Source organism: Gilvimarinus sp. 1_MG-2023, from assembly GCF_030548285.1.
Map to the genome: position 1 here is coordinate 113,983 of NZ_JAUOSC010000009.1, position 17,856 is coordinate 131,838.

The 17,856-nt window shown below is 53.8% G+C and carries 20 protein-coding genes; 11 read left to right on the plus strand and 9 right to left on the minus strand.

Features of this window, described 5'->3' with window-relative positions; translation table 11 throughout:
* Positions 1-7 precede the first annotated feature (7 nt).
* The gene (locus Q4563_RS11405; RefSeq protein ID WP_215976644.1) at positions 8-1,159 is read left to right on the plus strand and encodes a DUF3570 domain-containing protein; all 1,152 of its coding nucleotides are present in this window, start codon (positions 8-10) and stop codon (positions 1,157-1,159) included.
* 27 nt (positions 1,160-1,186) lie between these two features.
* Complete coding sequence (locus Q4563_RS11410; protein WP_303604579.1) at positions 1,187-1,786, plus strand: DUF1287 domain-containing protein; 600 nt, start codon at positions 1,187-1,189, stop codon at positions 1,784-1,786.
* Positions 1,787-1,903: 117 nt separating this feature from the next.
* On the opposite strand, the gene Q4563_RS11415 is transcribed toward Q4563_RS11410, so the two are convergent.
* Positions 1,904-2,440 (minus strand): hypothetical protein, encoded by a 537-nt coding sequence (locus tag Q4563_RS11415; RefSeq protein ID WP_215976646.1) that lies wholly within the window; start codon positions 2,438-2,440, stop codon positions 1,904-1,906.
* Positions 2,441-2,626: 186 nt separating this feature from the next.
* Between Q4563_RS11415 and Q4563_RS11420 the strand changes: the two genes are divergently transcribed.
* Positions 2,627-3,148: a hypothetical protein gene (locus Q4563_RS11420; RefSeq protein WP_215976647.1), complete on the plus strand. Its 522-nt coding sequence runs from the start codon at positions 2,627-2,629 to the stop codon at positions 3,146-3,148.
* On the opposite strand, the gene Q4563_RS11425 is transcribed toward Q4563_RS11420, so the two are convergent.
* The 3 genes from Q4563_RS11425 to Q4563_RS11435 are packed head-to-tail and all read right to left on the minus strand — an operon-like array spanning position 3,145 to position 7,644.
* On the minus strand, positions 3,145-4,509 hold the full coding sequence (locus Q4563_RS11425) for a TolC family protein (protein ID WP_215976648.1): 1,365 nt from the start codon (positions 4,507-4,509) through the stop codon (positions 3,145-3,147). The two genes, Q4563_RS11420 and Q4563_RS11425, sit on opposite strands and share 4 nt — an antisense overlap.
* A 2-nt stretch (positions 4,510-4,511) precedes the next feature.
* Positions 4,512-6,491: a MacB family efflux pump subunit gene (locus tag Q4563_RS11430; protein WP_303604580.1), complete on the minus strand. Its 1,980-nt coding sequence runs from the start codon at positions 6,489-6,491 to the stop codon at positions 4,512-4,514.
* Positions 6,436-7,644, minus strand: a complete 1,209-nt coding sequence (locus Q4563_RS11435; protein ID WP_215976649.1) for an efflux RND transporter periplasmic adaptor subunit — start codon at positions 7,642-7,644, stop codon at positions 6,436-6,438. Before Q4563_RS11435 ends, Q4563_RS11430 begins: the two co-directional genes overlap by 56 nt.
* 203 nt (positions 7,645-7,847) lie before the next feature.
* On the opposite strand from Q4563_RS11435, the gene Q4563_RS11440 reads away from it, so the two are divergent.
* On the plus strand, positions 7,848-8,363 hold the full coding sequence (locus Q4563_RS11440) for a hypothetical protein (protein ID WP_303604581.1): 516 nt from the start codon (positions 7,848-7,850) through the stop codon (positions 8,361-8,363).
* On the opposite strand, the gene Q4563_RS11445 is transcribed toward Q4563_RS11440, so the two are convergent.
* The 4 genes from Q4563_RS11445 to Q4563_RS11460 form a co-directional block, all read right to left on the minus strand.
* Complete coding sequence (locus tag Q4563_RS11445) at positions 8,357-8,830, minus strand: nucleoside deaminase (RefSeq protein WP_303604582.1); 474 nt, start codon at positions 8,828-8,830, stop codon at positions 8,357-8,359. The two genes, Q4563_RS11440 and Q4563_RS11445, sit on opposite strands and share 7 nt — an antisense overlap.
* Before the next feature lie 12 nt (positions 8,831-8,842).
* Complete coding sequence (locus Q4563_RS11450; protein WP_215976652.1) at positions 8,843-9,649, minus strand: response regulator; 807 nt, start codon at positions 9,647-9,649, stop codon at positions 8,843-8,845.
* Between the two features lie 65 nt (positions 9,650-9,714).
* Positions 9,715-10,488, minus strand: coding sequence for a peroxide stress protein YaaA (gene yaaA, locus Q4563_RS11455; RefSeq protein ID WP_303604583.1), 774 nt, complete (start codon positions 10,486-10,488; stop codon positions 9,715-9,717).
* Between the two features lie 6 nt (positions 10,489-10,494).
* Entirely contained in the window at positions 10,495-10,971 is a 477-nt protein-coding gene (locus tag Q4563_RS11460; RefSeq protein ID WP_215976654.1) for a DUF4265 domain-containing protein, read from the minus strand.
* Positions 10,972-11,052: 81 nt separating this feature from the next.
* On the opposite strand from Q4563_RS11460, the gene Q4563_RS11465 reads away from it, so the two are divergent.
* The 7 genes from Q4563_RS11465 (at position 11,053) to Q4563_RS11495 (ending at position 16,582) form a co-directional block, all read left to right on the plus strand.
* Positions 11,053-12,333 carry a M48 family metalloprotease gene (locus Q4563_RS11465; protein WP_303604584.1) on the plus strand — a complete coding sequence of 427 codons (1,281 nt, stop codon included), beginning with the start codon at positions 11,053-11,055 and terminating at the stop codon, positions 12,331-12,333.
* Positions 12,334-12,389: 56 nt separating this feature from the next.
* Positions 12,390-12,935, plus strand: coding sequence for a TRAP transporter small permease subunit (locus tag Q4563_RS11470; protein ID WP_215976655.1), 546 nt, complete (start codon positions 12,390-12,392; stop codon positions 12,933-12,935).
* Entirely contained in the window at positions 12,928-14,286 is a 1,359-nt protein-coding gene (locus Q4563_RS11475; RefSeq protein ID WP_303604585.1) for a TRAP transporter large permease, read from the plus strand. The genes Q4563_RS11470 and Q4563_RS11475 overlap by 8 nt, the downstream gene beginning before the upstream one ends.
* Positions 14,287-14,393: 107 nt before the next feature.
* Positions 14,394-14,795, plus strand: coding sequence for an acyl-CoA thioesterase (locus Q4563_RS11480; protein WP_215976657.1), 402 nt, complete (start codon positions 14,394-14,396; stop codon positions 14,793-14,795).
* Between the two features lie 232 nt (positions 14,796-15,027).
* Positions 15,028-15,582 carry a cytochrome b gene (locus Q4563_RS11485; RefSeq protein WP_215976658.1) on the plus strand — a complete coding sequence of 185 codons (555 nt, stop codon included), beginning with the start codon at positions 15,028-15,030 and terminating at the stop codon, positions 15,580-15,582.
* A 16-nt stretch (positions 15,583-15,598) separates the two neighbouring features.
* Positions 15,599-16,192, plus strand: a complete 594-nt coding sequence (locus Q4563_RS11490; protein WP_303604586.1) for a YceI family protein — start codon at positions 15,599-15,601, stop codon at positions 16,190-16,192.
* A gap of 120 nt (positions 16,193-16,312) precedes the next feature.
* Positions 16,313-16,582, plus strand: a complete 270-nt coding sequence (locus Q4563_RS11495) for a YdeI/OmpD-associated family protein (protein ID WP_303604587.1) — start codon at positions 16,313-16,315, stop codon at positions 16,580-16,582.
* A 6-nt stretch (positions 16,583-16,588) separates the two neighbouring features.
* Here the strand turns inward: Q4563_RS11495 and Q4563_RS11500 are convergent, their stop codons facing one another.
* Complete coding sequence (locus tag Q4563_RS11500; RefSeq protein WP_215976664.1) at positions 16,589-17,737, minus strand: TRAP transporter substrate-binding protein; 1,149 nt, start codon at positions 17,735-17,737, stop codon at positions 16,589-16,591.
* Positions 17,738-17,856 lie beyond the last annotated feature (119 nt).

Consider the following 17,856-nt stretch of genomic DNA (forward strand, 5'->3'; position numbering starts at 1 on the left):
GGGCGGAATGCAGAACGCGGAACGCAGAACGCTGGCCGCTCTAGTTGCAGCGCTACTATTGCTGACTTGCAGCTGGGTTAAAGCCGAGGTGTTGGCCCCCGATCGTTTGGATGTGATGTACCACAGTTACGACGGCGGCGGTGCCACCATTGATGGGCCGTCGGTTCTGGTGCGCAAAAATATCGGCAACAGTTTTGCCGTGTCAGCCAACTACTATGTGGATATGGTTTCCAGCGCCTCGATCGATGTGTTGGCTACGGCCAGTGAATACACCGAAGAGCGCACCGAATATTCGGTAGGCGCTGAGTATCTAAACGACCGCACGACTATTCGCGCCGGTTACACCAGCAGTGAAGAAAACGACTACAGTGCGCAAACCGGTAGCATTAATATCAGCCAAAGTTTTTTTGGTGACCTGACGACATTAACCCTAGGCGCGAGCTATGGTGAGGATGTGGTCGGCCAAAACGGCAACGACACCTTCGAAGAAGATGTGGCCCGTCGCCGCTACCAACTGAACTTAACGCAAATTCTAACCAAGTCGTTAATCGCTGCAATCAATGTTGAGTCCGCCGTGGATGAAGGGTTTTTAAATAATCCCTATCGCCAGGTGCGCTATCTCGATACCACAGCGGCTCAGGGCTTTAGTTACCAAAAAGAGCTCTACCCCGAAACACGAAATTCCGATGCCGCCGCCCTGCGCGCTATTTACTATTTGCCCTATCGCGCCAGTTTGCGCGCCGACTATCGCTGGTACCAGGACAGTTGGGGCATTGACGCCAGCAACTGGGCGCTGCGCTACACCCACCCGGTGGGTGAGCGCTGGTTGTTTGAATTAAAATACCGCAGCTATGAGCAAACCCAAGCGGATTTCTACGCGGACTTATTCCCCTATCGCGATGCACAAAACTTCCTCGCCCGCGATAAAGAGCTGAGCGAATACACCTCCGACACCATCGGTCTGGGTGTCACTTGGAATGTGCCGCAAAAGTGGCTCTGGGTTTTTGATAAGAGCACAGTGAATCTGTATTGGGATCACTTCCAGTTCGACTATCAAAACTTTCGCAATGTATTAACGGAACAGGCCAGTGTGGGCGAAGAGCCCATGTATAACTTCGACGCCAATGTTATTCGGTTGTATTTTTCGTTTTGGTATTAAGCCAATGCGTTCGGATTGAGTGTCGCCATGGATAAGTTGGCTCTGTGTTGTGGTTTTTTCCTGATTGCACCGCTGGCCGGTGCCGATACATTTGACCGGCAATTGGCGAGTGCGGCTGAAGAGCGTACACAACACGAGATTACCTACGATGGCTCTTACCGCGCGATTGGATACCCCAATGGCGATGTGCCAGAGCATATCGGTGTTTGTACCGATGTTGTGATTCGCGCTTACCGCACTCTGGGGGTGGATTTACAACAATTAGTGCACGAGGATATGCTTGCGCACTTTGACCTTTACCCGTCGCAGCGAATGTGGGGGCTGAGCAAAACCGATACGAATATTGACCATCGCCGGGTACCCAATCTGCAAACTTTTTTTGCCCGCCACGGCACCGAGCTTGCGCAAAGCAATACCGCAGCCGACTACCAAGCCGGTGATATTGTCAGTTGGATGTTGCCGGGCAACTTGCCCCATATTGGTATTGTTACCAATCAAATGTCCGCGCAGACAAATCGCCCGCTCATTGTGCATAATATCGGTGCCGGGCCGCGCCTTGAGGATGTGTTATTTTCCTACCCTATAACCGGCCACTATCGCTACCGCCCCGATGTGTACATCGATTAATTGTCTTACTCGCCTTTGCATTAAAGGTTTTTTCATTAAAGCTGATTATTGACCTCAGACCTCAGACCTCAGACCTCAGACCTCAGACCTCAGACCTCAGACCTCAGACCTCAGACCTTACTGCCGTATTCGCGAGTGCTGCCCTGGAATATGGATAAACTCGCCGGAGCGTTTACCGGTTTGGGTGTTTATATAGTGGCGGCTGTGACGAATGAGGGAAAAGTGCTCCCCCATAGGGGAAAATAGCACCAGTATTTCGTAGCAGGGGTCGAGCCGGGCGTAGCGGCATTGATGGCGATACTCTACGTAAAAACCGGGCTCTAGGGCGTTCGGTGGATCGAAATGCCAGCTGGCGCGGGGGTTAAAAAATCCCACTAGAGTGCCCGCCGCGCGCGCAAAACGCTCTTCGCCGGCCCGCCATTCGGTCAAGCTTTGGGCTTTTTTTAGGCGAGCGTGCAGCTGTTGGTAGGCGCGCTCGTAGTCGGCGTCGCGCATGGCGGTGCTAAAGGCTCGGTAGGCTTGATCGGCCCGGGCTTGCTCAGCTGCGCTAGGTTGATAGGTTGCGGCTTGTACACAGGCGCCGACAAGTAAGGTCAGCAGACCAATACCGGCTTTAAAAGCGCTGAACTGGGTGGGAGTGGGGAGAGTAAACAAGGTTGATATCCGACAGATAAAAGCGAGCCGATATGGTGAATAAAGACGCGGTTCGTGGCAAGGTCGCGTTTGGCAATTTATAGCCTTGGCAGAAAAAATTGCATTTTTTCACGTAAAAGCTGGTATTTATTTGCCAAATTGGCTATTTTTTAAACCCTGTCGACCGTGAAAAACTCGGGTATTTGTGTGATTCAGTCCGCCTCTTCTTACAATCTGTATGCGTTGCAAGGCGCAACGCTGCGCCCGACCGAGGCAGTGTCTGAGCCCGGGCGGGTCAATCCGGCCGAGCGCTCGAGCCGGCCGGTCAATCAGGTCGAATCGCCCCGGCGTGACAACAACGACAATCGGCGCTCGGTCGAGCGGCTGGATGAAGGCACTCAAACCGGGGAAGTCAGCCAGCTCGACCCTTTAATTGAGCTGTTTATTGAGCGCGCCGACCAAAACGGCCAAAACCGTGAACAGGCATCGCGTGATAACCAAGCCGGTGATTTTATTGCCGCCGCCGAACCGACAACTGTGGGCGCAGGGCCAAGTGGTTCTGGCGGTGCTTCAACTTTGGGTTTTAGCGATTTGCGTTCGGCGCTCAGTTTCTGGGAGTCGCTCAACCCTGAGCGCGAAGATACATCCAGCTTGCCCGCTCCCATTGCCGCGTATCGCGAGGTGCAATCGGGTCCCGCCCCCCGTTTAGGTTTATCTGCTTACGCTTAAACTTCTGTGTTGTCAGCCAGTGCCGGGGTCGATCCCATAGCCTCGTACACGCTGACCAGTGCCTGTAGGTAATTCAATTTGCTCGCGACTAACTCTTCTTTGGCGCTAAACCAGCTTTGTTGGGCGAGGAGCAAGTTTAAAAAATCCGTATCGCCAGCGTCAAAGCGGGCCTTGGCAATATCATACAGACTTTGATTGTTAGCGAATTTATCCTGCGCAATGTCTAATTGCTGTGATCTTAACCGCTGGGTTTCAAGCTGGTCGATGGTGTCGCGATAGGCGTCGGCTACGGTGTATTGGTAGCTGGCGTAATCGATATCGGCGTCTAGCTCGGCGATGCGTATTTGGGCACGGGTTTGTCCGCCGTCAAACAACAGTAGCGAAGCGGCTTCGCGAATACTGCCCGCCCATTCGCTGGCCCCATTCAGAATATCGTCAATACCCCAATTGAGACTCAAGCTAAGATCCGGCCAGCGCGCCGTTTTGGCCTGGTGAATCAAAGCCTCGTTTTCGGCCAGCGCTAAGGTGGCAATTTGAATATCGGGTCGCTGTTGCAGCAGTTGTGCGCTTTGCACGGCGGCCACTTGAGGCAGAGTGAGTTCATCGAAGTCGGTGTTAAGTTCAGGTGTTTGCAAGTCTAAGCGCCCCAACATAATCGCCAGAGCGCGCCGGTTAATATTTAGCTCGCTCTCTAGGCCGACTAATTTAGTGCGCGCATTCAACACCAGATTTTTTTGTTGGCGCAACTCCAGGCCCGAGGTGCCGCCGGCGTTGTAGGTGAGTTCAAACAGCGCCAATAGCTTTTCACTGGCGGTCAGATTTTGCTGGGCAACTTGGCGCAGTGACTGAGTGCTGAGTGTGTCGAAGTAAGTGCGAATAAACTGCGCTTGCAGAGCAATTAAGCTGGCGCGGGCTTCCCAATTTGCCACTTGCAGTTGAGCCTCGCGCAGCTTGATGCCCGCGGCGCGCTCGCCCCAAAGATCCAGGGTGTAACTGGCGCTGATGTCAAAACTGTTGCTGCTGCCGGTGCGGCCGCTGTTATCAAAATTGTCGCTGTTGCTTAACCCGGCACTAGCGCTGGGCCAGTTGTCGGCCCGGCTGGCGCTGAGCACTTGTCGGGCCCGCTCTATGCGCAACTCGGCCATGTGTAAATCCAGGTTGTCCGTTTGCAATTGCTGCAAATAATGTTGCAGCTCGGCCGGTAAAAAGTCTTGCCAGGTGCTTTCGGTAAGCGGCGCGATCTCGGTACCAGTCAGTGCATTTTGATAGGCGGTGTGCGCTTGTGTCGTACTTTGCTGTGGCTCGGGGTTGAAGGCACAGGCGGTTAATATAAAACTGATAAGCCAAATTCGATACTGCATTTTTATTCCTCGGCCAGTGCGGTAATGGGGTTTAAGCGAGCCGCCTTGCGCGCGGGAATAAAACCAAACACCAAGCCTACGGCGATGGATGTGGCAAAGGCCAGTGCCGCCGGCAATAGGGTAAAGGTAATGGCGACGTCAAAACTGCGCACCACCAATGCGCCAGCAAAGCCGATGATAATGCCCAGTACGCCTCCAAAAAAACACACCACTAACGCTTCAATATTAAACTGGCGCAAAATGTCGGAAGGTTTGGCACCGGTGGCTATACGCAGGCCAATCTCGCGGCGGCGCTCCGAAACATTGACTAGCATAATATTCATGACCCCTATCCCACCGACAAACAAAGAGATGGCGGCAATGGAGCCGAGTAAAAGCGTTAATGTATCTTGCGCGGCGGTGACAGCTTGCACCAATGATTCGGTGGAACGCACCTGAACATCTTCGGCTTGATGGCGCTCTACCAATAATGTTTCGATGTCGGTTTCCAGCCGGGCGGCGGATTGGGTATCCGTGGCCTGAATGGTAATGCTGCTAAGGTGAGCGCGACCAAACATTTTTAATCGGGCCGTGGTCAATGGAATTAAAACTTCATCATCCATATCTTGCCCGGATGGGTCGGACCCTTTGGCTTTTAACAAGCCGATAATTTGATAGGGCGCGCTGTTGACCAGAACAAAACGTCCGATTGGGTTTTCGCCTGTATCAAACAAACTTTCCGCCACCGTAGCGCCCACCACCATCACTGAGGCGTAGTTGTCGATATCGTCTTGTTCGAAAAACACCCCCTGCGATAACTCCCAATCGCGCACGGTAAAGTAGCTTGGTGTGGTGCCGCGAATACGACCGGAGTAATCTTTATTGCCGTAGCGCAAAGTCGAGCGCGAGTTGCGCTCGGGGGCAACGGCTTTCACCCCGGGCAGCGCTTCAATGGCCTCGGCATCTTCGACGGTTAGAGTGGCAATGTTGCCGCTGTCGCGGCGCAGATTGCTGCCGCCGGGGCGCACGGAAATTAGATTAGTACCAATGGATTCGATGCGCTCGAGCACTTCGGCTTTACCGCCTTCGCCAATGGCAATCATCAGTACCACGCTGGCAACGCCGATTATAATACCCAGTAGGGTCAGGAGCGTGCGAAATAAATTTACCCGCAAAGAACCGAGCGCAATTCGCGCCGATTCAAACAGACTAATGCTGGGAAATACGCGCACTTTTTTGGGCGCAGCTGGCACCTCAGCGGATTGCGCGCTAGCACCGGTGTCATCGATCAGTTGCCCGTCTTTAAACGACACAACGCGCTCGGCGTGCTCGGCAATATGACGGTCGTGGGTAATCAGAATAATGGTCACGCCTTCGCGGTTAAGCGTTTGCAGTAAATCCAGTACCTGCTCGCCACTTTGGCTGTCGAGTGCGCCGGTGGGCTCATCGGCCAGAATAACCTCGGCACCGTTAATCAGTGCCCGGGCGATAGACACGCGCTGCTGTTGCCCGCCGGAAAGTTCACTCGGTTTGTGATGGGCGCGCTCACCCATGCCGAGTTTTTGCAAAAGTTGTCCGGCGCGTTCGCGGCGGCTCGCACGGTCTTGGCCTTTGTAAATGCCCGGCATAGCAACGTTATCGAGGGCAGTGATATTGGCCAACAATTGATAGCGTTGGAAAACAAAACCAAAAGTGTTTAAACGCAGTGCCGAGAGTTCATCGGCATTGAGTTCGGCCACATTGATGCCGTCTACCTCGTAAGTGCCGCTTGAGGGTTGATCCAGACAGCCGAGAATATTCATCAGCGTCGATTTGCCCGAGCCGGACTGGCCCATAATGGCGACAAACTCACCGCGCTCGATGGTGAGCGATACATCTTTTAGAGCGTCTACCCGGGTTTCACCCAATTGATAATAGCGGCCAATATTCGACAAATTGATCAGTGCATTAGAAGCCACCGCGACGACCTCCACCACCACCGCCACCACCGGGCGGTGGTCCACCCATGGTGTTACCGGCGCGACGGTCAATGTTTGACGTTGCGCTTGAGTCGGGGTTGCGAATACCGGCCACCACTTTGTCGCCCTCACTCAGCCCGGAGGTTACGGCGACTTGGGTGCGTGTGCGCATGCCCAGTTTAACGGCCACCCGTTCGCTGCCCTCGGCGGTTTGTTTGATCACACTCGGTCCCTTGGGGCCGCGGCGCAGTGCGCCGGTGGGAATGGTCAGTACATCCTCGGCTTGCGCTTCAATAAAGAATACCTGCGCGGTCATGGAATCCATTAAACGCGAACCTTTGTTTTCGATGTCGATTAACACTTGGTAGAGCACGACATCGTTAACCACTTCCGGCGTGGGTAATACCTGGCGCACGGTGGAGTACCAGCGTTTATCGGGTGCGCCCAGGGTGGAAAAATAAACGGGCATGCCCGCATAAATTTGAGTGACATCGGCTTCAGACACTTCAGTGCGCAGTGTGAGTACCGACAAGTCGGCAATTTTCATGATCAGTGGTGCGCTTTGATTAGCGTTGAGTGTTTGCCCTTCACGCACGGCAATAGAGACAACGGTGCCGTCCATGGGGGCGTAAATTTTGGCGTAGTTAAGCGTGGCTTTGTCGCCATCGAGCGATGCGCTATCGGCTTTAATTTGTGCCTGCATAGCGCGAATATCTGCCGTTAATCCTTTTACGTCGGTTTCGCTAGCGGTTAAGGTATCTTGGCTAATAGCGTTTTGGGCAAACAGGTTGCGGTTGCGCTCTAAGCGCTCTTCGGCCAAGTGTTGTTCGGCGTAGAGTTTTTCTAACTGCGCGCGTTTATTTTCCAGGCTGGCTTCGGCGCTCATGACATTAGTTTCAAAGACCGTGGCGTCAATCTCGGCCAGCAGTTGGCCACGCTTAACCACATCGCCCACATCCACCGCCAAACTCTCGAGCTGGCCTGACACCTGCGCGCCGACTTCAACATAGTCTTTTGGCTCCAATGAGCCGCTGGCGGCGATAACGTTTTCGATTGAACCGCGCTCGACCGTGTGCCAAATATATTCTGGGTTGTCGCTGTTACGGGTAAAGTAGTGAACAAGTAACAGTGTCAATAATGCGATAACGACGACGACTGATACCTGCACTAATGTGCGTTTATTTCTGAATAATTTCATTTGTCGTTTAACCTGAGTAAGACTGCGCGTATTGTAAGGACAAACCGCCGGTTATGTGCGCCTGAGAGGGCATTTATACATTATTTTACTTCCCGCTTACGTAGTGTAAGAGCCGGCAATAAGGGTTTACCTTAGTTTACGTAGCGCAACTTCAGGCAACATAACGCAACTTACAATAGGGTTTTCTTTTTTGAGGTTGGGCTATGTGGATTAAGCGGATATTAGCGGCGGCTGTGGGTGCGGCTTTGTTGAGTGCAGTAGGTTGCTCCAGTGGTCCCGAGCGCAAAGCGCCGGTGTTAGAGCAGCGGCTTCACACCAGTATTACCGAGAACGGCTCAAAGATGTTTATGTTCCAAATGGTGCGCGCCTCGGGTGGTGATTCGAGCCGTGCCGGTGGCCGCCCCTCGGGCGGTCGGTCTGGTGGGCCGCCGGGTGGCGGCGGTGGGCGCGGCGGCGACCGGGGCGATAAACGCGGTGATAAGGGCGCCGAGGAGTCGGGCAAAATGCTGGCCGAGGCACACGAGGCTCTGCTGGTTCAGCTTGAGCAGACAGGTTTTTGTCGCGAGGGCTACATGACCTTGGAAGAGTCCGCCAAGCGAGGCCAGCTGGCCATTCGGGGCGAGTGTAATGAAGCGGCGACCGAGGCCGATCGCGAGACTTTTATGCAAGCACCCGAGCCACAGTTTAAGGATTTACTGCAGCCGGCACCCACTCAGTAATCGGTTCGCTGGCTATTTTGTTGCCAGCGGGAAAAAGGCCGCTCGGATTGACTGAGATCCACGTGGTGAAAAGGGATGGTGCGATCGGCGCCGTCCTTTTTTATTTGCCGGTAAATAAACGAATCGTCAAACCCGGCCGCCGCCGCTTGTTTGTGATCGGCGGCAAAGTAAACCGCAGTTGGGCGCGCCCAGTAGATGGCACCCAGGCACATGGGGCAGGGCTCACAGCTGGAGTAAATAATGCAGTCGGTCAGTTGGTGGCTCTGCAAAGTTTGGCAGGCGGCGCGAATGGCGTTGACCTCGGCGTGGGCGGTTGGGTCTAGGCCTGAGGTCACTGTATTGCAAGCGCGGGCAATGACGGTATTGTTTTTGACTACCAGCGCTGCAAAGGGGCCACCGCCGCTGGCGGCGGAGTCACTGGCAAGCTGTAGACATTCTTGCAAAAACTGGGTGTGGGGGCAGTTCATAGTGCTTTTACATTAGCCGATAAGGCGTGACAGTTGTTCGGATTTGGCCGCATCGTTATCAATAAAGCGCAGTACAGCTTTGACCACCCGGCTGGTGGGGATGGACTCGGCAGCTTGCAGGCTGTGCACATAAGCGTTGAGCTGCACGTGTTCGGCCACCCCTTCTTGCCCGATGTCGACCACAACTTGATCAAATAAGTTGGGCAGGCCGTTATCGCGGGCGAGGGCGGCACTGAGAGTTTGCAGGTTTAAATCGCGAATCACGCAGGCGACCGCTGGCTTGTTATTATCGAAGCGAATCTGCGCTTTGAATTTTTTGCGTGGGCTGGCCTTTTCGGGTGTTTCACTTGCCCCGCCGCCGGTGAGTACATCCACCGAGCCGAAGGCGTGCCCTTGGTTGCCCTGCACCTGGCCGCCTTTACCGGGTAACTTGGGTAGTTTGCCGATTTTTTTCAGCTGTTTAAAAACTTTGCGGATAAGCTCATCGGGGGTAAACGGCTTGGAAATATAGTCGTTGACTCCGGCCTCAACGGCCTTGACCACGTGGGCGCGGTCACCGCGGCTGGAGATCATAATAAACGGGGTGGCTTGATAGCGCTCGTCGTTGCGCAGGCTGCGCAGTAGCTCTTCACCGCTGAGGTTGGGCATCTCCCAGTCAGACAGTATCAGGTCCATGGTTTGACCCTTGGCCGCAGCCAGGGCGCGGCTGCCGTCGGCGGCCTCAAAAATTTCTACGCCGGGTATGCGTTCGCGCAGGTTTTTTTTCACCATGTCGCGGATGAAGCCGGCGTCATCCGCCACAAGAATGCGTAAAGCCATGCCTGGCCCTCTGTAAGAAACGACTACCTTCTAGGATAGCCGATTTTGGCGCCCAAGGTGGGGGTTTAGTCCTGGCGGCGAGTAAATACCCAGTCGCGCTGGGAGGACAGCTCGGGGTCAAAGGCGTAACCATCCATATTAAAGGCTTTTATTTGCTCGGCATCCTTAATGCGGTTGGCGATGATATAAGCGCTCATCATGCCGCGGGCTTTTTTGGCAAAAAAGCTAATGATTTTGTACTGACCGTTTTTCCAGTCTTTGAATACCGGGGTAATAATGTCGGCGTCCAGCTGTTTGGGCTTAACGGCCTTAAAGTACTCGTTGGAGGCCAGATTAATCAAGGTGTGGCTGTTTTGCTCTGCCAACTGTTGATTGAGGGCCTGGGTGAGCGACTCGCCCCAAAATTGGTATAAGTTGTCACCGCGCGCATTGCGAAACTTGGTGCCCATTTCCAGCCGGTAGGGTTGGATTAAATCGAGCGGGCGCAACAGTCCGTACAGGCCACTCAAGATGCGCAGGTGCTTTTGGGCAAAATCGAAATCGCGCGCCTTAAACGCCTCGGCATTGAGGCCGGTGTAGACGTCGCCCTGAAAAGCCAAAACGGCTTGTTTGGCGTTTTTCGCGGTAAACGGTGTCTTAAAGGCCTGAAAACGGTCGAAGTTGAGCAGGCCGAGCTTGTCGCTGATGCTCATCAGACCGGAAATATCGGCCGGTGATAATTCGCGCAGCTCCTTGATTAGGGCGCGCGAGTCTTTCAGAAAGTCCGGGGTGGAGGACTTATCGGTGACCGCAGGGGTCTCAAAATCCAGCGTTTTGGCTGGGGAAATGACCATTAACACGTGTAGTTACTCCGGTTGTAAGATTGCCTGCCACCAGTTCAGCGGTGTTACGCCATCGGCGGGGTCGTAGACATTGCCGTATTGCCACATGGCGTCATCGCCGGAAATCGGGTTGAAGACTTCCTCGATGTTATTGAAACCACAGCTAACGTGTATGCTGTATATCAACATGCGCGGGGTTTCAAAATCCAATTCGCCCCCCAATTTGGCTACCGGGCCGTTGAGGCGGTCGGCCAGGGTGCTGGCATCGTTTTTTGTGAACACGCGTACACTTAGATTGCCACTGTGTTTTACAATTTCAAATTCGCGCTTGCCGGTGTCGGCTTTGATGACATCGCCGCTGGCCAAACCCTTGACGAAAGCCGGTGAGCGCACCAACTGTAGGGTATTATCGGGCAACGCTTTGACGGGCAGGCGCTCTACCATGGGCTGGCCGTCGGGTTTAAGACCGGCGAAGAGCTCAATTGCTTGCAGTGATTCCATGTAACCTCTGTATCGGTAAAATACGGCATTATAAAGACTTTGCGCCTCAGGCACAGGTTATACCAACCAAAGGAGAGAGTTGTGAAATTGGTTCGATCAATAGTATCCATAGTATTACTGGCCGGGCTGGCCACTGCGTGCAGTGTGAACCCTGTGACGGGTGAGCAAGAACTGTCACTGATGTCGCCTGCGCAAGAGGTGGCCATTGGCGCGCAGCAATATGGCCCGAGCCAGCAGTCGCAAGGTGGACGCTATGTGGTGGACCCCGACCTGAACGTGTATATCAACCGGGTCGGCCAAAAATTGGCCGCGGTCAGTGATCGCCCCGACCTGCCCTACGAATTTGTGGTGCTCAACAATGGTGTGCCCAATGCCTGGGCGCTGCCCGGCGGCAAAATAGCGATTAACCGCGGATTGCTGGTACTGCTTGAAGATGAGGCGCAACTGGCGGCTGTGCTGGGCCACGAGATCGTCCACGCGGCGGCCCGCCACAGTGCTCAGCAACAAACCCGCGGCACCTTGCTCAATGTCGGCCTGGTGGCGGCCGGGGCCGCTCTGTCATCCCAGGGGGAGCAAACTGCAGGTTTGGCTATGGGCGCATTGGGTGTCGGCGCGCAGGCCTGGCAGGCGCAGTACGGCCAGGGCCAGGAGTTAGAGTCGGATAAGTACGGTATTAAATATATGGTAGCGGCCGGTTATGACCCCCAGGGAGCCGTGGAGCTGCAACAAGCCTTTGTTAAATTAAGCGAAGGGCGCCAGTCCGGCTGGTTGGAGAGTTTCTTTGCCAGCCACCCGCCCTCCCAAACCCGGGTGGACCGCAACCGTGAAATGGTCGCTCAATACACCGGTGGGGACCGCAATCGCGCCGCCTACCAGCGCGCGATTGCTCAGCTTAAAGAAGATGCCGGGGCTTATGATAATTATCAGCAGGCACTGCAAGCTGCCGGAGATGATCGAGCCCGGGCGTATCAGTTGCTGGATAAGGCCGTTAAGCAGCAACCGAATGAGACGCTGTTTTGGGAGCTTAAGGGGCGATTACACGCCGCCGATGAGGACTTTAGTCAGTCAGCCGCCGCACTCGATCGGGCGGTTGCAGCCAACCCGGAGTTTTTCCGCCCTTATATTTACCGCGCCCTGGCCTTTGATCAGCTGAAAAAGACCGACAATGCCGCCCGCGACCTAGAAAAGAGTATGGCGCTGCTGCCCACCCAAATAGCGGCTTACTATTTGGGTGAGTATGCCCTCGCGGATGGACAACAACAGCAAGCGTTAGAGTATTTTCAAATGGCGGCCCAGGGCGGTGGTGAATTGGGGCAAAAAGCCCAATCGCGACTGCAACAAATGCAGCAAGCTACTCAGTAGATACTCACTAAGGCGCCCGCTATACTGGGCGCCTTACAATAACAAATTGGCAACTCATGGCGTCTTCTTCTCCGGCAGAAAAACCTGCCCTTATACCCGTTTATTTGCGATGGCTCGATCAGTTTACTGAGTGGACCGGGCGCGGCGTTGCCTGGCTCACCTTAGTGATGGTGGTGGTGACCTGTCTGGTGGTGATTGTCCGCCGATTTTTGGGGTTGGGCTCGGCCGGGCTACAGGAGTCGGTGGTTTATATGCACGCCGCGGTGTTTTTGTTGGGTGCCGGCTTTGCCCTAAAGCACGCCGAGCAGGTCAGGGTCGATATCTTCTACCGCAAAATGAGTGCGCGCGGCCGAGCCTGGGTGGATGCCCTGGGTAGCTTGGTGTTTTCAATGCCCCTTTGTGTGTTTGTCGCCGCCATCAGCTGGCGCTATGTGCGCAGCTCGTGGTTGATTGCTGAGGTGTCCACTGATGCCGGCGGCTTGCCCTTGGTCTATGGCCTTAAAAGTTTGATTGTACTGTTCGCGGTCAGCTTGTTCCTGGCCGTCTTGGCTGAGCTTATTCGCGCCGTTTTGGTACTGCTACAGGCGCATACCCATGATTGAGTATTTACCGCTGGTTATGTTTTTAGTGGTTTGTCTGGCGCTAATGCTGGGCTACCCGGTAGCGTTTACCTTAGCCGGTGTAGCCCTGTTATTTGCCGGCAGCGGTATTATTGCCGGCGTGTTTGACCCGGCGCTACTGCTGACCTTTCCCGGCCGCCTGTTCGGCATTATGAGTAATTACACGCTTGTGGCGGTGCCGCTGTTTGTATTTATGGGCGTGATGCTGGAAAAATCGCGCTTAGCGCAGGAGCTGCTCAGCAATATGGCCAAGGTGTGCGGCGGATTGCCCGGCGGTCTTGGCTTGTCGGTGATTGTGGTCGGTGCCCTATTGGCGGCCAGTACCGGCATTGTGGGGGCAACGGTGGTCACCATGGGCCTGATGTCGCTGCCCACCATGTTAAAGCATGGTTATCAGCCGGCACTGGCAACCGGGACTATCTGCGCAACCGGCACTCTGGGGCAGATTATTCCGCCCTCCATTGCGCTGGTACTCTTGGGCGATGTGCTGTCCAGTGCCTATCAACAGGCCCAGCTGAAATTGGGGGTGATAAATTTACAGACGGTCTCGGTGGGGGATTTGTTTGTGGGTGCCATCGTGCCGGGCCTGCTGCTGGTGATCATGTATATGGTCTATTTGTTGATTGTGGCAAAAGTAAGGCCCGCTAGCGCACCCTCGGTGCGCGAACCGGAAGGCGCCGAAAACATTAGCCGCGGGCGGCTGTTATTGTCGTTGGTGCCAGTGTTGGTACTTATTACCCTGGTGCTGGGCTCGATTATTCTCGGTATTGCCACCCCGACGGAGGCTGCCGGTGTCGGGGCGCTGGGGGCTTTAATACTGGCGGCGGTAAAGCGTCAGCTGGACTTGCCGCGTCTGCGCGAGGTGATGCGTGCCACCACCCGCGTCAGCGCCATGATTTTTACTATCCTGATTGGCGCCTCCTTGTTTTCGCTGGTGTTTCGCGGCTTTGGCGGGGAGGAGTTGGTTCACCATCTCTTCGAACAATTACCCGGAGGGGTATTTGGCGCGATGGTGGTGGTGATGCTGGTGATTTTTTTACTGGGCTTTATCCTCGATTTTATTGAAATTACTTTTGTCGTTGTGCCCATTGTGGGGCCGGTTCTTTTGGCAATGGGGGTGGATCCGGTCTGGCTTGGCATTATGATTGCCATCAATTTGCAGACATCGTTCCTGACACCGCCATTTGGCTTTGCGCTGTTCTATTTGCGGGGGGTTGCGCCCGATTCGGTGCCAACCTCTGCCATTTATCGGGGCGTTGCGCCCTATATTGGTTTGCAATTGCTGCTGTTGCTTGTTTTAGCGCTGTGGCCGCAACTGGTCACATGGGCTTAAACAATTAAATGTACTCTTGGCACGCTGACAATTTGTCCGGAGAGATGTCCAATCAATGTAAACTGCCTCGGTAAGGTTCGGGGCCAAAACTTAATAAGGTAAAGCTCATGTCTATGCACGGTAGTCTGGATGAAGACCCGACGCCACGCGGAGTGCTGACTCTGCAAACCCTCTCAATGCCGGCTGACACCAACCCTTATGGGGATATTTTCGGTGGTTGGTTGATGTCACAAATGGACATTGGCGGTGCAATACTCGCGCAAAATATTGCCCGGGGCCGTGTGACCACCGTGGCGGTGGGCAGCATGGTGTTTTTGCGCCCGGTGCCGGTGGGCGCCACTGTCAGTGTTTACGCCGAAGAGGTCGAGGTGGGTCGCTCCTCGATTCGTATTATGATCGAGGTGTGGATTAAAGATCATCGCAACGGTGAGGTGGCGAAGGTCACGGAAGGTGAATATGTCTATGTGGCGATCGATGATAACGGGCGCACCCGGTCGGTAGAGCCTTAAGTGGTTACTCGCTAGCGCCCTCTCAGCTTGGGCGCTCTCGCCTACTGACATTTTAGGTCAATTCGTTAGACTCACCTCACAATTCTTAACCCGTCTTTTGTATTTTAGTTTGTTAACTTAACCATTATGGTAGAACTGAATCGAGTAAGGGCCGTCTAAGTAACAGCACATGCCCGATGTAAGGATAGGTTTGTAGAGTGACTTTTGGCTTTACGGCAACAGGAAGATAGCAATGATAAAAGACCAGCCCCAAGGATATGGTTTAGTAACCATTGTGTTGCACTGGGTTAGCGCCGGCAGCATTATTTTTTTGTTCGCACTGGGGTTGTACATGACAAGCTTGGGTTACTACGACGAGTGGTATCACAAGGGGCCTGATGTACACGTCAGTGTCGGTTTAATTTTGTTTGTGTTGATGTCGGTGCGACTATTGTGGCGGTTACTGAGTCGCTCACCTAACCCATTACCAGAGCATACTCGCCTGATACGGCTCGCATCGAGCGCGGTTAAAGTGGTTTTGTATGCCTTGGTGTTTACTGTTATGGCGACGGGTTATTTAATTACCACGGCTGAAGGTTCAGCTCCCGAGATCTTTGGCTGGGTGAGTTTTCCTGTGTTGCTGGAGTTAGAGCCTGGTAATGTGGATTTGGCCGGCACTGTCCATTGGCTTTTAGCTTGGGCGATTATTGTCTTTGCCAGCTTACATGCACTGGCCGCATTGGGGCATCATTTTGTTTTAAAGGACGATACTTTAAAGCGTATTGTCCGACCGGTAAAAAATCAATGAATCAAAGGAGAGGATAATGAAATCACTCAATACTGTATTAAAAGGATCAGCGGCCGGAGTTGCACTTGCCACCGCCTTGCTGTCGACACAGGCGTTTGCCGCCGATTATGTAATTGACACCAAAGGTGCCCACGCCTCGATCAATTTTAAAATTCCTCATTTGGGTTACAGCCTACTGCTGGGCCGCTTTAACGATTTTAGTGGTGATTTTACTTACGATGCTGAAGATGTGGCGGCGAGTAAAATCTCGGTCACCATCGATACTACCAGTATCGACAGTAATCATGCGGAGCGCGATAAGCACTTGCGCAGCAATGATTTTTTGGCGGTGGAAGAGTTTCCCGAGGCGACTTTTGTCAGCACTAAAGTGGTGGATATTGACGATGAAGAGTTCGATTTGGTGGGCGACTTAACCCTGCGCGGTGTCACCAAAGAAATCACCATTGAGGTGGAAAAGGTCGGCGAAGGTAAAGACCCCTGGGGTGGCTATCGGGTCGGCTTTGAAGGTGAAACTGAAATTCGCCTGCAAGATTTCGGTATTGAAAAAGATTTGGGGCCGGCCTCGCGGGTAGTCGAGCTTGAGCTGCATATCGAGGGGATTCGCAAGTAAGCAGCTTATTGAATAAGGCATCGATACCCATACAATAAACCGGCCCTGAGCCGGTTTTTCTGTATTTGTTGCGGCTAAAATCTATTCTATACTGATCCTCAACAGCCTGAGGGCCATTGTATGACAACGGATAAAACAAGCCTGTTGGCAGGTGTGGTGCATGAGTTGCCAGACGATCTTGCCAGCCAGTTACGCCTCGGCGATAGCAGTGTGGATTTATGGCAAAGTCTGACGCCGCTCGGGCGCAATGAGTGGATATGCTGGGTCGAAGACGCTAAAAAATCGGTGACGCGCGAGAAGCGAATCGCCCGCTTATTGAGTGATTTAGCGGCGGGTAAACGCCGGCCCTGTTGTTGGCCGGGGTGTTCACACCGGCCTAAAAATAAATAATGCCCGTTACTCGGGGGCAGTATTGCGCCGCACTTGATAAAACGTTTCTTCCGAGACTTTATGCCACTGCCCCGCCTTAGTTAAAAAGTCTTGGTAGGATTGATAAACCTTGGCAAACATAGGGTCGGCGGCGGCCTGTTCCTGAAAGACCTCTTCGGTCATTTGTCGCAACTCTTGTAACACCTCATCGGGGAAGCGTTTTAACTCTATGCCGTGATTGTTAATTAAGCTTTGCAAGGCGGCGTTGTTGGTGGCGGTGTAATGATCGAGCATGTCGGCGCTGGCGGCGCGAATGGCGTTGGCGACGATAGCCTGTAAATCTGCAGGCAGAGAATTGTAGGCGTCTTTATTGATGATTAGCTCCATCATCGAACCCGGCTCGTGCCAGCCGGGGTAATAGTAATACTGTGCAATTTCGTGAAAACCAAACGCCATGTCGTTGGCCGGGCCGACCCATTCGGCGGCGTCGATAACACCGGTTTGCAGAGCGGTGTAAAGTTCGCCACCGGGAATATTGACACTGGTACCCCCAGCGCGGTTAAACACCTCACCGGCGAGCCCGGGAATGCGCATTTTTAACCCGCTTAAATCGTCAAGGGTATTGATTTCTTTGTTGAACCAGCCACCCATTTGAATGCCTGTGCTGCCGGCGGGAAAGGGGATTAAGTTAAAGGGTGCATACACTTCGCGCCATAGCTCCATCCCGCCCCCGTGGTAGAGCCAGGCGTTCATCTCTTGCGCGTTCATACCAAAGGGCACGGTGGTAAAGAATTGCGTGGCGGGGGATTTACCGCGCCAATAATAGGCACCGGAGTGGCCCATCTCGACACTGCCCGATGACACCGCATCGAACACGCCCATGGCGGGTACAATTTCACCCGCGCCGTGAACGTGGATCGTCAAGCGGCCGTTACTCATTTCATTGACTAAGCGGGCAAAGGTTTCAGCACCTGTGCCTAAGCCTGGAAAGTTTTTGGGCCAAGTTGTGACCATACGCCAGCGGTAGCTTGATTGGTGTTGGCTTTGCTCTTGAGTGTTGGTGCCCACCGTCGAGCCTGACTTGCTCATGACCAGTGCGGCGAACAGCAGTACCGATAGGGCGACTAAGCCGAGAATAATAAGAGGTGTGTAATTAAATGTGCGCGATTGAGTCATGTTTTATTGTTCTGGGTGGCTATTTAGGTAATGTTAGCATGATGAACGCAGAACGCAGAACGCAGAACGCAGAACGCAGAACGCAGAACGCAGAACGCAGAACGCAGAACGCAGAACGC

Excerpts from the sequence above, each read along its gene's own strand:
- Q4563_RS11445 (WP_303604582.1), bottom strand. The coding sequence starts at position 8,830 with ATGAACTGCCCCCACACCCAGTTTTTGCAAGAATGTCTACAGCTTGCC.
- Q4563_RS11405 (WP_215976644.1), top strand. The coding sequence starts at position 8 with ATGCAGAACGCGGAACGCAGAACGCTGGCCGCTCTAGTTGCAGCGCTA.
- Q4563_RS11440 (WP_303604581.1), top strand. The coding sequence starts at position 7,848 with ATGTGGATTAAGCGGATATTAGCGGCGGCTGTGGGTGCGGCTTTGTTG.
- Q4563_RS11435 (WP_215976649.1), bottom strand. The coding sequence starts at position 7,644 with ATGAAATTATTCAGAAATAAACGCACATTAGTGCAGGTATCAGTCGTC.
- Q4563_RS11500 (WP_215976664.1), bottom strand. The coding sequence starts at position 17,737 with ATGACTCAATCGCGCACATTTAATTACACACCTCTTATTATTCTCGGC.
- Q4563_RS11495 (WP_303604587.1), top strand. The coding sequence starts at position 16,313 with ATGACAACGGATAAAACAAGCCTGTTGGCAGGTGTGGTGCATGAGTTG.
- Q4563_RS11425 (WP_215976648.1), bottom strand. The coding sequence starts at position 4,509 with ATGCAGTATCGAATTTGGCTTATCAGTTTTATATTAACCGCCTGTGCC.
- Q4563_RS11470 (WP_215976655.1), top strand. The coding sequence starts at position 12,390 with ATGGCGTCTTCTTCTCCGGCAGAAAAACCTGCCCTTATACCCGTTTAT.
- Q4563_RS11475 (WP_303604585.1), top strand. The coding sequence starts at position 12,928 with ATGATTGAGTATTTACCGCTGGTTATGTTTTTAGTGGTTTGTCTGGCG.
- Q4563_RS11450 (WP_215976652.1), bottom strand. The coding sequence starts at position 9,649 with ATGGCTTTACGCATTCTTGTGGCGGATGACGCCGGCTTCATCCGCGAC.
- Q4563_RS11490 (WP_303604586.1), top strand. The coding sequence starts at position 15,599 with ATGAAATCACTCAATACTGTATTAAAAGGATCAGCGGCCGGAGTTGCA.
- Q4563_RS11480 (WP_215976657.1), top strand. The coding sequence starts at position 14,394 with ATGTCTATGCACGGTAGTCTGGATGAAGACCCGACGCCACGCGGAGTG.
- Q4563_RS11460 (WP_215976654.1), bottom strand. The coding sequence starts at position 10,971 with ATGGAATCACTGCAAGCAATTGAGCTCTTCGCCGGTCTTAAACCCGAC.
- Q4563_RS11410 (WP_303604579.1), top strand. The coding sequence starts at position 1,187 with ATGGATAAGTTGGCTCTGTGTTGTGGTTTTTTCCTGATTGCACCGCTG.
- Q4563_RS11485 (WP_215976658.1), top strand. The coding sequence starts at position 15,028 with ATGATAAAAGACCAGCCCCAAGGATATGGTTTAGTAACCATTGTGTTG.